This window comes from Hallella bergensis DSM 17361 (genome assembly GCF_000160535.1).
In the GTDB taxonomy this organism is placed as follows: domain Bacteria; phylum Bacteroidota; class Bacteroidia; order Bacteroidales; family Bacteroidaceae; genus Prevotella; species Prevotella bergensis.
Genome location: NZ_GG704781.1, coordinates 553,295 through 567,781, shown reverse-complemented (window position 1 = coordinate 567,781; position 14,487 = coordinate 553,295). Strand labels below are relative to the sequence as shown.

Sequence of the window (14,487 nt, the reverse complement as noted above, 5' to 3'; positions counted from 1 at the left end):
ATCGTACAAGGTTTATATTCGATTATTATTACTATCTTTGAAATTGAATATAACAAAAATTCTGAATGGTGAAAAAAAAGATATTGGCTTTATTATTTCTCTCAATTCCAATCTGCAATTATGCTCAGAAAATAACATTGGGCTCATGTACTGTGCAGGAGGTTGGTATTAGAGGGGTATATAAAGGACAAATGGCTGCTGGCAAACCACAGGGTAAGGGGAGTGTATTGTTTGACAACGGCAACACTTACGAAGGTGATTTCGTTAAGGGTAAACGGCACGGATATGGCATATACACTTTTTCTGATGGAGAAAAATACGAAGGACAATGGATTTTAAATCAGCAACATGGACACGGTACTTATTATTTTAACAACAATAATAAGTATGTAGGGTTATGGTTTAGAGATTATCAGCAAGGACATGGTATCATGTATTACTTTAACGGAGATAAGTACGACGGAGACTGGTATCACGACATGCGACAAGGGAAAGGCAAATATACATATGCCAATGGAGCCTACTATAAAGGACAGTGGAAAGATGACAAGAAGGAAGGAAAAGGGTTTTTCGACTGGGGAGACGGTACAACTTACGAGGGCGAATGGGTTAACAACCAGCGCTCGGGCTATGGTGTAAACAAGTATGCTGATGGCGACGTCTATAAAGGTCAGTGGAAAGACGATATTCAGCAGGGCAGGGGTATATATATATTTCAAAACGGTGACCGATACGAGGGTGATTATGATCAAGGAGAACGTACGGGAGAGGGCATCTTTAAATATGCCAATGGCGATCGGTATACAGGACGTTTCGCCGAAGGTAACCGTCATGGTTTTGGCACTTTTGTATGGGCACAAGGAGACAAATACGAGGGACTTTGGAAAAATGATCTTCAAAATGGTCGAGGCAAACTCACCAAGAAAAATGGGGATGTGTTTGATGGAGATTTTGTGAATGGCAAAATCGATGGTGAGGTGATTATTCATTACGCCGACGGCACACGTTTCAAGGGAACTTATAAAAATGGCATGCGTAATGGCAAAGCCATAGAGGAGCAGAAAAATGGCAAGCGCTTTGAAGGAACCTATGTCAATGATATACGAGACGGACGATTTGTGGAGAAGGATCGGAACGGTCAGGTCATCTCAACGGGGCATTACGACAGTGGGCGTCGTTTTAATGATAATTAAATTAATTCTTTATACTATAATTTATGATAATTGACACATTAGAGAATTTAAAGAAATACGTTTCCCTGAATCCGTTGTTTCAGGATGTCGTTAACTTTTTGGAGTCGAATAAGCTGGAGACATTAGAAGATGGCAAGCATCTTATAAGGAATAAAGACGTATTCGTAAATATTCAAACGCTCAAAGGTAAAACGCGGGAGGAGGCTGCCATGGAATATCATAAAAAGATGATAGACATTCAGGTACCTATCAGTACATCGGAGACCTATGGATATATCCCAGTGAAGGACCTACCTGCTGCTGAATACAATGAAGACAAGGATATGGCTAAGTTGCTCGGGGTGGGCTCCCAAACTTTCGTGACAGTGAAACCGGGACAGTTTGTTATCTTTATGCCACAAGATGGACATGCTCCTGGCATTTCGGCTCAGTCGTCATTCAGAAAGGCTATTTTCAAAGTTAGCGTCTAATATAACCATCAATCCAATAATGCTATGGCAACTAAAAGGAATGTAAAAGAGGATACTCGGAGGAAAGTTTCTAACTCGCAAAAAAGCTCTACTCCAAAACATATTGGAATCGTTGCTCACGACCCGTACCTTGAACCTTTTGAAGAGGCAATACGTGGCCGTCATGAACATGCCTTATGGAAGATAAGTCAGTTGACTCAGAATGGCAAGATGTCTCTTTCAGATTTTGCCAATGGTTATAATTACTTCAGCTTACATAAAACATCGGATGGTGGCTGGGTATTCCGAGAATGGGCACCCAATGCCACAGAAATCTATTTAGTAGGCGATTTCAACGATTGGACAGAGAACGACCTTTATCGTTGCAAGAGAATTACCAGTGATGGAAATTGGGAACTGAAACTCCCGGAAAAGTCCATAAAACATGGAGATTTGTATAAGATTCATGTGAAATGGGATGGTGGTGAAGGCGAACGTATTCCGGCGTGGACACAACGCGTTGTCCAAGACGAACACACAAAGATATTCTCTGCCCAGGTTTGGGATCCCCAAGAAACCTATAGCTGGAAAAAGAAGAACTTTCGTCCCAAGAAGGACCCGTTGCTTATATACGAATGCCACATAGGCATGGCTCAGGATGCAGAAAAAGTAGGTAGCTATACGGAGTTCAAGAATAATGTATTGCCACGAATAGCGAAAGCTGGATACAACTGCATACAGGTAATGGCTATTCAGGAGCATCCCTATTATGGAAGTTTTGGCTATCATGTCAGCTCATTCTTTGCTCCTTCAAGTCGCTTCGGTACTCCCGAGGAGCTGAAGGAACTCATTGACACTGCTCATGAAATGGGTATTGCTGTAATTATGGATATTGTCCATTCTCACGCCGTGAAAAATGAGGTCGAAGGACTTGGCAACTATGCTGGAGACCCTAACCAATTCTTTTATCCGGGCGAACGACGCGAGCATCCAGCCTGGGACAGCCTGTGCTTTGATTATGGCAAAGACGAGGTGATCCACTTCCTATTGAGCAATTGCAAGTATTGGCTTAGTGAGTTCCATTTTGATGGATTCCGCTTTGATGGGGTCACTTCCATGTTATATTATAGTCATGGACTGGGCGAGGCTTTTGTTTCATATGATGATTATTTTAATGGACATCAAGACGACAATGCCATTTGCTATCTTACACTGGCTAACAAGTTGATTCATGAATATAATCCACAAGCTATTACCATAGCCGAGGAAGTTAGTGGAATGCCCGGACTTGCTGCTCAATTTAAAGATGGCGGTTATGGTTTTGATTACCGCCTTGCCATGAACATACCAGACTATTGGATCAAGACAATCAAAGAACTCAAAGACGAAGACTGGAAACCCAGCAGCATCTTTTGGGAAATCAAGAACCGACGGTCGGACGAACAAACCATTTCATATTGTGAAAGCCATGACCAAGCCCTCGTTGGCGACAAGACGATTATATTCCGTTTGGTAGATGCCGACATGTATTGGCATTTCAAAAAGGGAGACGAAAATGATATTGTTCATCGCGGTATAGCCTTGCACAAGGTGATTCGATTGGCTACAGCCTCGGCCATGAATGGTGGCTATCTCAACTTTATGGGCAATGAGTTTGGACATCCAGAGTGGATAGACTTCCCTCGCGAAGGCAATGGGTGGAGTCATAAATATGCACGTCGCCAGTGGAATCTTGTTGACAACAAAGAATTGAACTATCATCATCTCGGCGATTTTGATGCAGCAATGCTCAAGGTAATTAAGAGTGAGAAGAAGTTCAATGAGCAACCAGTACAGGAGATATGGCATAATGACGGTGACCAAGTGTTGGCATTCATGCGTGGCAGCTTGATATTCGTATTTAATTTTTCGCCTAATCGATCGTTCACGGATTATGGTTTTCTCGTTCCTGAAGGTTCGTATAAGGTTGTACTCAATACAGACTCGCCTGACTTTGGAGGCAATGGTTTGGCCGATGATAGTATAACACACTTCACAAACCATGACAGCCTCTATGAACAAGAACATAAGGGATGGTTGAAACTCTATATACCCGCTCGTTCTGCAGTAGTGTTAAGACATCAATAATTTCAGAAGAAATCATTAATGACAAATCAATTTAAGAATGGCACAACAGTTATCAGGCTGGTTTGTTCCATTCTTTTCTTACTTTTTTCGTTTCTATATCTGTATGAATATCAGGCAGATATATTATCGTTTGCCCAGCACGTGTTGTCCAAGGGAGTTACCCATTACAATCGCATGGTTGGTGCTATAGTTATCACTTTGGTGTTGTGGCTCTTGCAAATAGCAATCCACACATCAACACGCATAAACGGGTTTTTTCATGCACTTACCTACTTTCCGCCATTCATATTGTTGGGCGTACTGACCGATGTCACTCCAAATCTTGAAAGTGAGGGTTATATTGGACATTGGTTTTGGCTTTTCCCACTATTGATGATTATATATGCGGGGGTGGTTTGGATGTGCAAACAAATGGAATCCGTACATCATCAGGTACAAAACAGAAGTGTGCTTTTCTCCCTGTGGGTAAATTTACTTGGCATGATCGCCATGTCTTTGCTAACATGTTTTATTGGATGCAACGATCGCTTGTTCCATCATCGCATGCACATTGAGAGGCTTTTGTCTTCAGGCCAGTATGCTGACGCCTCCAAAGTTGGTATTCTGGAAGAAGAGACCGACAGTAGTCTGACTTTCCTCCGGATTTGGGCTTTGTCAAAACAAAACAAACTTGGAGAATCGTTATTTGAGTATCCATTAGTTGGTGGTTCTGATGCCATGTTGCCGAATGGAACTTCTGTTCAGTTGGTGATGCCTTCTGAAAGTGTCTTATACAAGGAGCTGGGCGTCGTTTATAGGGAAAAGCTGCGTCCGATGGATTATTTGAAAGCATTGCATCAAACCAAAAAGGCCACCCGGGTTTCGCACGATTGGCTTTTGTGCGCCTACCTGTTGGATTGTGATATTGATGGCTTTACACGATCACTTCCACTATATTATCAATTGAATATAGATCTTCCCAAACATTATCAAGAAGCATTAACACTTTACACGCATCTAAGGAACAATCCCATGGTCGTCTTTAAAGACCCTGTGATGGAAGCAGACTATGAAGGATTTCAGGCTATAAGGCGCAAGAACAAGGACAAACGCGTGCGCTACACGAAACTTAAGGACAGTTATGGTAAGACTTATTGGCTCTATTACTATAAGAAGATGAACAAACTATAAGATTGCCTGCTTGATAGGTTGCACCCCTTTATCAAGCGAACATACCAAATAACGTATTGGTATCTGCTTTGAAAAGCTTATCTATACTGTCTTAACGCGCTTAGTAGTTCTGTATTTTCTCCCTTTGTTCCAATGGTCACCCGCAAACAGTTGTGGCAAAGTTGCACCCGTGTCCTGTTCCTTACGACAATACCTTTATCTATTAGATCATTGTAAATTCGTTGTGCATCAGTCATTCTTGCCAAGAAGAAGTTTGCGTCAGAAGGGTAAACCTGCTCACAAATAGGGAGCTCTCTGAAGGCATTCATCAGATGACCACGTTCCAGTAGTAGCAATTTTACCCATTTTTCCACATCCTCACGATGTTTTAATGCGTCGATTGCATGCTCCTGCGATAACAAGTTGATATTATATGGATATTTCACCTTATTCATTAAACTAATAATTTCTTTGCTTGCAAATGCCATTCCCAAGCGAATGGCTGCACATCCCCAAGCCTTACTCATGGTGTTGAGTACAATAATATTAGGATATTGGGCAATTTTGGTGCGAAAGACTTCTGCTGAGGAGAAGTCGCTATAGGCTTCATCAATAACAACAACTCCTTCAAAGCGTTCAAGTATTTTCGTGATTTTCTCCTGTTGAAGATTATTTCCTGTGGGGTTGTTAGGCGTACATAACCATATTACCTTCGTCTTGTCATCGCAGGCAGCCAGCATGGTTTCCGCATTGAGCTGGTAGCTACTGTCAAGCAAGACAGGACGGTATTCCACATCATTAATATCAGCACACACCTTATACATACCGTATGTAGGCTCTATAGCAACCACATTGTCAAATTGAGGGCGACAGAAAATTCGATAGACTAAATCAATGGCTTCGTCAGATCCATTACCCAGAAATATGTTTTCTGCCGGCACTTGCTTGACTCTTGACAGTTCTGTTTTCAGTTCTGTCTGCAGAGGATCTGGATAACGGTTAAAAGGCTTGTTGTAAGGATTTTCATTAGCATCAAGAAAAACTCGAGCCTCATGTCCTGAGTATTCGTTTCGTGCCGAGCTGTACGGTGCCAGACGCCAGATGTTTTCTCGGACTAATTCTTGCAATGTCTTCATTTTTATCCCTTTCTAACCTTATGATTCAATGGAGAAATGATTGATTCTTTTTTGTCATCTACCTTCTTCAACCGTATCCTCATGGCATGAGCATGAGCTTCGAGACCCTCATCCTCTGCCATTCTTACAACGGCATTGCCTATGCTGCTTACTCCGTTCTCCGACAGCTGCTGAAAGGTAATCTTGCGACAGTAGCTATCCAGATTGACTCCACTATAGGCCAAGGCATATTGATGGGTTGGCAAGGTGTGATTGGTTCCACTGGCATAATCGCCCGCGCTTTCGCAAGACCATTTTCCCATAAAGACACTGCCGGCATTGACAACCTTGTCAGCCATCTCCTCAAAATTCCCAGTTGACAATATGAGATGTTCCGGCGCATATTCATTGCTTAGTCGCATCGCCTCATCCATGTCGTGCACCAATACGAACTTAGAATTTTTCAAAGCATCAGAGGCTATTTCTCTGCGCGGTAAGTTTTCAAGTTGTCGTTCAACTTGGCTTCTAACCTCAGTAATCAGATTATCCGATGTAGATATAAGCATGACCTGGGAGTCAGATCCGTGCTCTGCCTGCGACAATAAATCGGCGGCAACAAATTCGGCGTTGCTGCCCTCGTCGGCTATAACGCAAACCTCACTTGGACCGGCAGGCATATCGATAGCCACATCGTGCAGGCTAACCTGCTGTTTGGCTGCCATCACATATTGGTTGCCCGGACCAAATATTTTATACACCTTGGGTATGGTCTGTGTACCGTATGCCATGGCTCCGATGGCTTGAACTCCTCCCGCTTTGAAAATTCGATCAACTCCGGCAATGTGTGCTGCAACCAATATAGCCGGATGAATCTTGCCATCATGATTAGGCGGAGTACAAAGTACGATGTCCTTGCATCCTGCAATTTTCGCTGGAGTAGCCAGCATAAGCACCGTGGAAAAGAGTGGGGCGGTTCCACCAGGAATATACAGACCTACCTTCTCTATGGCCACACTCTTCTGCCAGCATACCACTCCTTGTGCTGTTTCCACCATCTTCCCATGAAAAAGTTGTGACTCATGAAATTTGCTGATGTTGTGATAAGCCAGCTCCAATGCTTCTTTCAAGTCTGTTGATACCATTGACATGGCTTCATCAATTTCCTCATCACTTACTGTCAAGTCCCCCAAGTCTGCTTGGTCAAACAGCGCTTCATAGTGTCTTACCGCCTCGTCTCCTCGTGATTTGACATCACTTAGAATTTCATTCACGGTCTCATTGAGTTGTGAAACGTCTAAATGTGGACGTTTCAAAATTCTACTCCATTCGCTTTTTGGTGGGTATTTTATTATGTGCATGATGTCTGGTTTACAAAATCATTTTTTCAATGGGAGACACGAGAATACCTTGTGCGCCCAAATCCTTTAATTTACCAATAACGTCCCAGAATCTTTTTTCGGCAAGTACAGTATGGATGGCACACCATTCAGGATCGGAAAGGGGGATAACAGTAGGGCTTTTAATGCCAGGCAGCACCTTGATAATTTCTGCTATTTTGTCTTTGGGAGCATTCATCATGACATATTTCTTCGCTTTTGCTGCGTGTACCGCCTCAAAACGAAACAGCATCTCATTCAGCACAGCATGCTTTTCGTCATCCATCTTCCAGTTACCAATGAGCAGAGCTTCGCTCTTCATCACCACCTCAACCTCTTTCAGATTGTTGTGTACGAGAGTTGACCCCGAGCTAACAATATCGAAAATAGCGTCGGCCAAGCCTATGCCTGGACATATTTCTACAGATCCGGTGATTACATGGATATCCGACGTGATATTGTTTTTATTAAGAAATCGCTTGAGTATATTGGGATATGATGTGGCAATCTTGCGCCCATCAAACCATTGCAAGCCAGGATAGGTCAATGCTTTGGGAATGGCCAGCGAAAGCCGGCATTTTGAAAAGCCGAGGTGCGAGATAATCTGTACATTTTCCCGACGCTCTTCATACTCATTTTCGCCCACAACACCGATGTCGGCCACGCCACTGGCCACACTTTGTGGGATATCATCGTCTCGGAGAAAAAGCACTTCAAGGGGGAAGTTCGAACTTTGCACCAACAAGGATCTCTTGCTGGGATAGACGTTGATATCTGCTTCCGCAAGCAGACTCATGGTGTCATCGTAGAGACGACCTTTGGATTGGACTGCAATTCTTAACATGGAAAAGGACTTGTATGTTTTCTATTAATTATCTTAAAATTATATGCAAATGTACTGATTTTTAAGTATATGTGCAATAAAAGTTGTACTTTTGTGACCAAATCAAGTTATTATGCGATATTTATACCCCGTGGTGCCTTTGTTGTTTTTTTTGTCCGTCGTCTCGTGTGCGGAGCAGCAGCGTTCGGATGTCACACCGTGGGGTAGTGCCCTGGGACAAGACACGGTTCCATCAAACAGCGCCTTTGGTCTCAACGACATCATCAATAACGGAGAAATTATTATGCTCACCATTTCCGGGCCGGAAACCTATTATGACTACCATGGCAAAGGAATGGGGTTGCAATATTTGTTGTGCGAGCAGTTTGCACAAGCCTTAGGCGTATCGCTTCGCGTCGAATTGTGCAGGGATACTACAGAACTCATAACTCGAATTAAAAACGGCGATGGAGATATCGTGGCTTTTCAATTGCCCCAAACTCTCAAGGGAGTTTGTTTTGCAGGTGCAACGCAAAACTCTGGAAAAACAGGGTGGGCAGTGCAACCTGACAATAAGGAGCTGGCCGACACACTCAACAGATGGTTCAAGCCCGAGATGATAGCCGAAATCACGCAGCGGGAGCGCTTTCTGCTCTCTACACGCAGTGTCACTCGCAGGGTTTATTCACCCATGCTTAACCGTTCCCAAGGCATCATTTCGCGTTATGATCATTATTTCCAACGATATGCACCGATAGCCCGTTGGGACTGGCGATTGATGGCTGCCCAATGCTATCAGGAGTCAACTTTCGACCCTATGGCACAATCGTGGGCGGGAGCACGTGGACTCATGCAGATTATGCCGGCTACGGCCACCCATTTAGGATTACCACTCGGCAGTATTCATAATCCGGAGGACAATATCGCTGCTGCCGCCAAATATATCAAGGAGCTGAACGCTCGCTTTGCAGATGTACCTGCCTCAGAGCGCGTTTCATATGTTTTGGCCAGCTACAACGGTGGGCATTATCACATTAGGGATGCCATGGCTTTGGCTCGCAAAAATGGCAAGGACCCCAATCGCTGGGAAAATGTCAAGGAGTTTGTACTCAAGCTCAGCAGCCCGGCTTATTACAGGGACAAGGTTGTGAAGTATGGATATATGCGTGGCTCAGAAACCGTGGATTACGTCGAAAAAATAAATTCGCGATGGGCACAGTATCGTGGTGTTGCACGGGGGGGCTCGGGAGCATTCATGTCGCCGTCTGTTCCTGAACGGGCAAAGCGTGGCAACAGGTGGAGCATTTGACGGTTGCTGATCTATGCGTGGAACGACTCCATGTTTTTATACCTACGCCTCATCATTCGATTGTAGATATTGCGGAGCCATAACTGATGTGTCACAATAAATACCATTCCAATTGTCATCATGACAATCCATGCAACTGTCTTGTCGAGAAACAATTCCAAGACACTGATGACAAACATAGGTAAAATAAAGGCTGCTGTTGCTTCTATCATTTGTATGTAATTGTTGCTCACTCCGCCTTTACTTGTAAACTTCTCATTCAGTGGATAAGCCTTGTTGTTGTAGACGGCGAGCTGCATGAGCAGGAAATGCTGGAACCCGGCCGTAAATATTCCGTATGACACCAACATGAGTAAATCCCACTTTCCAACAATCACCATGGGTAACATCAGAACGAACGGGAGAATGAGCAACAGGCAGAAGAAATAATACTTGGATGTGAGCAGTCTCAAAATGTTCTCCTTATGAACCATCAGCACATCAATATAGTTGCCTTCGTATCCCATCACCCTAACCAGTAGCATAAGGGCATATATCACAAAATTATAGATGCACCAGAAATTGGTCATAAACTGCGTGTCGTATATTTCGGTGAATGATATGATAGCACTGATGAAAACAACAACAAGTGTTGCCGAGATAAAGCTCTTGCGTGGATTCTTGTTCCGGCTGAGGAGCTTCACCTCTAATTTAAGATATTCACCGAGTTCGCCTAACCTGTTCAAAACCGTAAAGTCAAACACCTTGGTCGGAGCCGTGTCGCTGATCTTGCCTAACTCCTGCATCACATTATTATATTGCAAACGCCGGTTGATGTACAGCAATGCCATTAACGTTGCCAAAGCTATGAGATGGGGGAGGATATTGCCCGATTCAATTCCAGAGCCCAAGACGGCGTAGAACTTCATCATATAATCGAAGTCGACAATCAGCCATGGGCTGATGATAGCCATGCTGACACCGACAGGTAGCAGCCACCATAATATATGATGCGATGTAAGCGTACGCACGATAGCATAACATTGACTATTTGCCAATATCATGATATAGAAAAGCAGCAAAAGGGACAGAGAAGCGAAAAAACCATAGCTGAACACCACCGACATGAGACAGTACGGAATAAGCATTGCAAACCAGAAGGTGTTGCCCCAGTTGAACAGCGAATTGATGATGAAACAATCAATACACGTGTATTTGGGAATCGGCAGAATGACGTATGGTTTGATGACCTGAGATGGCGTTTGCTGTACCAAGAACCGAACCCAGTGGTCGAGAAGAAAGATGATAGGCGACACACTCATGAACAACTCCGGCGATGTAAACCTTCTCGTTTCATTTGCCGAAAGGGCAAGCAAAATAGCTATCATGATGAGATAGACAACGAAAAATGCCATGGAGATGATGGCTACCCATTTCGCAGCCCTGTTGGCTTCGAAGATAGGATCTCGTTGCTCGGCCAAGTTTTGATGTTGGCGAAGAAGGACAAACAAACGGCGAAAGCTGAGCTTAGGTTTCATGCGAGCATTTTTAAAGAATCTGCCTGAAACAAGTCATAGGCCCTACCTCAAGTCGATGATCTCGGCTGATGGAAAATCTCCGGATTTGAAAAAGAACATACTGTTGGGCAAATTCTTGGTTTGAAATCCGGATAACGTTATGGTTATCCACTTGTTCCTCTCACGCATTTTAATGACGCTCGGTTTATAGGTGCCCTTGTTGATGGTGAGATAGACTTCCTGCACAGCGCGTTGTTTGTTTTGTGCCGTCATGTGCACTTGGTAGTTGGCACCCTTGGTTGTCATGCCTAAGGCATAGCCACTTTTATACATCGTGATAAAGGTGTATGGATTCATTCTCATGCGTTGGGCTTCGGTGGGCGTGGACACATTCACCTCATTGGTCGATTTAAGATAACTCCATTGCGTTTTGCCGTTATACCAGACCATGGCCTGTCCCGTACGGGCATGAAACCTGTTGCCCTTGATATAAATGCTACCGTTGGCAGCTCCCATCTTCGAACCGGATATTTTAAAATTGGCAGATGCACCGCCTGGATTGCCTACAATGGCAGCAGTCTTGTCTAAAACTCTACGTGCCTGAGTTGCGTTTTGTGCATGGATACACATGGTCATCATCACCATCAGGGTGACAAGCATTGTCTTCTTCATTTCACTTCAAATTTAATTCAACAACAAGAACGTAGTTAGTCGCAGTCGTGTTACTCCTGTTCATATTGTTTAACGCTTTTAACTACTGTGGATTTGTGTCAGCAGCATGTTCAGACTACTCTCATCCGTAATGAGCACTTCGCGAGGTTTTGATCCTTGTGCAGCTCCCACGATACCGGCCATTTCCAACTGATCCATCAATCGTCCGGCTCGGTTATATCCGATGGAGAACCGGCGCTGAATCATACTTGTAGAACCTTGTTGTGTGGTGACAATGGCATGTGCCGCCTCGTCGAAATATGGATCAAGGCTCTTGGAGTCACCACCGCCAAGACCACCTCCGAAGCCCCCGGTGTTGTCATCAGGCTCCGGCAGTTCCATGGGGTCGGTTGGTCCAGGCTGCGCGGCAATGTAGTTGCTGATAGATTCTATCTCCGGGGTGTCGATAAATGCACATTGCAAACGCACAGGTTCGCCACCCGAAAGGAAGAGCATGTCACCCCGGCCGATGAGTTGGTCGGCACCGGTGGTGTCAAGAATGGTGCGCGAGTCTATCTGCGCCGTCACCCGGAAAGCCATACGTCCGGGGAAGTTGGCCTTGATGTTACCCGTGATGACCTTGGTGGTAGGGCGCTGGGTTGCAATAATCATATGGATACCCACGGCACGTGCCAACTGGGCAATGCGCTGGATGGGCAGTTCTATTTCCTTGCCGGCAGTCATGATGAGGTCACCAAACTCATCGATAATCACAACAATATAAGGCATGTAGTCGTGTCCGTCGGTGAGTTTAAGTCTGTGGTTGACAAACTTATTGTTGTATTCATCTATTTTCTTGACCTGTGCCTTTTTCAGCAAGTCATAGCGATGGTCCATCAGTTTGCAAAGCGAATTGAGCGTGCGCACCACTTTTTGTACATCGGTGATGATAGGTTCATCCTCATTTTCCGGCAACGCAGCCATATAGTGGGGTGCAATCTTGTTGTAGATGCTGAATTCCACCTTCTTGGGGTCTACGAGGACCAATTTGAGTTCGTTGGGATGTTTCTTATAGAGCAGCGATGCAATGATGGCATTCAGTCCTACCGACTTTCCCTGGCCAGTGGCACCGGCAACAAGCAGGTGAGGCGTTTTTGCCAAGTCGGCCATAAACACTTCGTTGGTAATGGTTCTGCCCAAGGCCATTGGCAATGCCATCTTGGTATTTTGAAACTTCTTCGTGTTCAAAACGCTCTCCATCGATACGATCTGCGGCTTCTTGTTGGGGACCTCAATGCCAATCGTTCCTTTACCAGGAATGGGAGCAATGATTCGGATGCCTAAGGCGGCCAGGCTCAAAGCTATATCGGCTTCCAATCCCCTGATTTTTGAAATGCGAACACCTTCGGCAGGAGTGATCTCATAAAGTGTGACCGTAGGACCAACCGTGGCGTTAATCTTGCTGATTTTCACGCCAAAACTACTTAACACCTCAACGATGCGTGTGTTGTTGGCCTTGATTTCATCCATGTCAATTGTGGAATCGTTCTCATATTTTTTCAGTAGGTCAGATGTAGGGAATTTATAGCGGGTAAAAGGTTCCCATGGGTTGATGGGCACATCGAGACGAGACTTGTCGGCAAGGATTTTGCCTGAAGCCTTGTCCTCTTGCCTCACGTTATCAATCGTAAGGTTGTCTGCATCTGGTGTTGCTGCCTGCACATGAGGCATAACAGGTTCTGTAGTAGCCTCCTTGCGTCCTTTCTGATCGCCTTGACTCATGTCAGTAAGGTCTACAACAGTAGCCGCGGCATCGTCCGTTTCATCTTTTTCCTCGATGATCTCCACATCCATTTCATCGTCATCTACCACCTCCATATCTTCCTTGGGAACATGGCGTGTGACGGTGAACTTGACTTTGTCGGTAATGTATTTCACGGGATTCATGGCTTTTCTCACAATTTCGATGGTCTCGGCACTGAGATAAGTGAGGAAGGCCAACGCCACGATGAGTAATATGGCAGTGAGTCCAGGAGGACCTATCATGTTTTCCAGCTGACGAACACAAAACAAACCATGGTTGCCGCCGGGATTGAACACTTGGCTGCCCATCAGCGGCGTAAGGAATTTCGCAAAAGTGACAGAACTCCATATCATGAACAGGGCCATCCCCAAAAACCATTTCCAGAGGTTTACGGAGTAGGCCCGCATGAGCTTCAGGGAAACCAGAATCACGAAGGCGGGGATCAGAAATGCCGGCAGACCGAAATTGATCGTGATGAGATAATAGGAGAGGATAGCCCCGATCGATCCACAATAGTTAGTGAACTCCTGATGCTGATTGAGCCATTCTCCGGGTCGCATGTTTTCAAGAATACTTTGATCGGCTTGCCCTGTGGAGAAGTAGGAAACCATGGCAATCGTCATAAAAATCGCGACGGCCAATAAAATGAGTCCCAAAAAGAAATCTGTGGTTTCGTTTCCAAATATATATCGTATGCCTATTGCATCGCTAAAGCTTTTCTGCTTGCGGGAAGGTCTCTTTTTTGCCATTATATTTGTGCTTCTTATATTCTATGCAAATTTAATGGATTTAGATGGAATGGCAAAAGAAAAACAGGTGAACTTTCGTTTTTACTGCTGCCATCTAACCTTATAGTCGACGTGTTGCGAACGCGAAACGATTGACTGTCGGCCGCAGTACGATTGTCTTGCGACCGTCGGACGATTGTCTTGCGGCCGTCATACACCGTTAAAATCGTCTAAACGAGGACTGTTGAACCTCCTGCAGGTCTTTTC

General features: G+C 44.7%; 11 protein-coding genes. 5 read left to right on the top strand and 6 right to left on the bottom strand.

Annotated features, from left to right (window positions below; all coding sequences use genetic code 11):
• The first annotated feature begins 65 nt into the window (after positions 1-65).
• The 4 genes from HMPREF0645_RS06325 to HMPREF0645_RS06310 are packed head-to-tail and all read left to right on the top strand — an operon-like array spanning position 66 to position 4,939.
• Complete coding sequence (locus HMPREF0645_RS06325; protein ID WP_007174091.1) at positions 66-1,193, top strand: MORN repeat-containing protein; 1,128 nt, start codon at positions 66-68, stop codon at positions 1,191-1,193.
• Between the two features lie 23 nt (positions 1,194-1,216).
• A complete protein-coding gene (locus HMPREF0645_RS06320) occupies positions 1,217-1,663 on the top strand; it encodes a NanQ anomerase/TabA/YiaL family protein (protein ID WP_007174090.1) in 447 nt (148 codons plus the stop codon).
• Positions 1,664-1,687: 24 nt separating this feature from the next.
• Positions 1,688-3,769, top strand: a complete 2,082-nt coding sequence (locus tag HMPREF0645_RS06315; protein ID WP_007174089.1) for an alpha amylase C-terminal domain-containing protein — start codon at positions 1,688-1,690, stop codon at positions 3,767-3,769.
• A gap of 18 nt (positions 3,770-3,787) precedes the next feature.
• Complete coding sequence (locus HMPREF0645_RS06310) at positions 3,788-4,939, top strand: DUF6057 family protein (protein ID WP_007174088.1); 1,152 nt, start codon at positions 3,788-3,790, stop codon at positions 4,937-4,939.
• 77 nt (positions 4,940-5,016) lie between these two features.
• Here HMPREF0645_RS06310 and hisC read toward each other — a convergent pair whose 3' ends face one another.
• Genes hisC through hisG form a run of 3 tightly spaced genes read right to left on the bottom strand, consistent with a single transcriptional unit; the run spans position 5,017 to position 8,253 of the window.
• Complete coding sequence (gene hisC / locus HMPREF0645_RS06305) at positions 5,017-6,054, bottom strand: histidinol-phosphate transaminase (RefSeq protein WP_007174087.1); 1,038 nt, start codon at positions 6,052-6,054, stop codon at positions 5,017-5,019.
• 2 nt (positions 6,055-6,056) lie between these two features.
• Positions 6,057-7,391 carry a histidinol dehydrogenase gene (gene hisD, locus HMPREF0645_RS06300; protein WP_007174086.1) on the bottom strand — a complete coding sequence of 445 codons (1,335 nt, stop codon included), beginning with the start codon at positions 7,389-7,391 and terminating at the stop codon, positions 6,057-6,059.
• Positions 7,392-7,401: 10 nt separating this feature from the next.
• Positions 7,402-8,253, bottom strand: a complete 852-nt coding sequence (hisG, locus tag HMPREF0645_RS06295; protein WP_007174085.1) for an ATP phosphoribosyltransferase — start codon at positions 8,251-8,253, stop codon at positions 7,402-7,404.
• Between the two features lie 112 nt (positions 8,254-8,365).
• On the opposite strand from hisG, the gene HMPREF0645_RS06290 reads away from it, so the two are divergent.
• Entirely contained in the window at positions 8,366-9,541 is a 1,176-nt protein-coding gene (locus tag HMPREF0645_RS06290; RefSeq protein WP_007174084.1) for an MltF family protein, read from the top strand.
• Positions 9,542-9,552: 11 nt separating this feature from the next.
• On the opposite strand, the gene HMPREF0645_RS06285 is transcribed toward HMPREF0645_RS06290, so the two are convergent.
• The 3 genes from HMPREF0645_RS06285 to HMPREF0645_RS06275 all read right to left on the bottom strand — a co-directional run bounded on the left by HMPREF0645_RS06285 (position 9,553) and on the right by HMPREF0645_RS06275 (position 14,241).
• Positions 9,553-11,058 carry a DUF5687 family protein gene (locus tag HMPREF0645_RS06285; RefSeq protein ID WP_007174083.1) on the bottom strand — a complete coding sequence of 502 codons (1,506 nt, stop codon included), beginning with the start codon at positions 11,056-11,058 and terminating at the stop codon, positions 9,553-9,555.
• Positions 11,059-11,100: 42 nt separating this feature from the next.
• Positions 11,101-11,709, bottom strand: a complete 609-nt coding sequence (gene lolA1, locus HMPREF0645_RS06280; RefSeq protein ID WP_007174082.1) for an outer membrane lipoprotein periplasmic chaperone LolA1 — start codon at positions 11,707-11,709, stop codon at positions 11,101-11,103.
• Between the two features lie 78 nt (positions 11,710-11,787).
• Positions 11,788-14,241, bottom strand: a complete 2,454-nt coding sequence (locus HMPREF0645_RS06275; protein ID WP_007174081.1) for an FtsK/SpoIIIE family DNA translocase — start codon at positions 14,239-14,241, stop codon at positions 11,788-11,790.
• Between the last annotated feature and the right edge of the window lie 246 nt (positions 14,242-14,487).

Excerpts from the sequence above, each read along its gene's own strand:
- HMPREF0645_RS06325 (WP_007174091.1), top strand. The coding sequence starts at position 66 with ATGGTGAAAAAAAAGATATTGGCTTTATTATTTCTCTCAATTCCAATC.
- HMPREF0645_RS06320 (WP_007174090.1), top strand. The coding sequence starts at position 1,217 with ATGATAATTGACACATTAGAGAATTTAAAGAAATACGTTTCCCTGAAT.
- HMPREF0645_RS06315 (WP_007174089.1), top strand. The coding sequence starts at position 1,688 with ATGGCAACTAAAAGGAATGTAAAAGAGGATACTCGGAGGAAAGTTTCT.
- HMPREF0645_RS06310 (WP_007174088.1), top strand. The coding sequence starts at position 3,788 with ATGACAAATCAATTTAAGAATGGCACAACAGTTATCAGGCTGGTTTGT.
- hisC (WP_007174087.1), bottom strand. The coding sequence starts at position 6,054 with ATGAAGACATTGCAAGAATTAGTCCGAGAAAACATCTGGCGTCTGGCA.
- hisD (WP_007174086.1), bottom strand. The coding sequence starts at position 7,391 with ATGCACATAATAAAATACCCACCAAAAAGCGAATGGAGTAGAATTTTG.
- hisG (WP_007174085.1), bottom strand. The coding sequence starts at position 8,253 with ATGTTAAGAATTGCAGTCCAATCCAAAGGTCGTCTCTACGATGACACC.
- HMPREF0645_RS06290 (WP_007174084.1), top strand. The coding sequence starts at position 8,366 with ATGCGATATTTATACCCCGTGGTGCCTTTGTTGTTTTTTTTGTCCGTC.
- HMPREF0645_RS06285 (WP_007174083.1), bottom strand. The coding sequence starts at position 11,058 with ATGAAACCTAAGCTCAGCTTTCGCCGTTTGTTTGTCCTTCTTCGCCAA.
- lolA1 (WP_007174082.1), bottom strand. The coding sequence starts at position 11,709 with ATGAAGAAGACAATGCTTGTCACCCTGATGGTGATGATGACCATGTGT.
- HMPREF0645_RS06275 (WP_007174081.1), bottom strand. The coding sequence starts at position 14,241 with ATGGCAAAAAAGAGACCTTCCCGCAAGCAGAAAAGCTTTAGCGATGCA.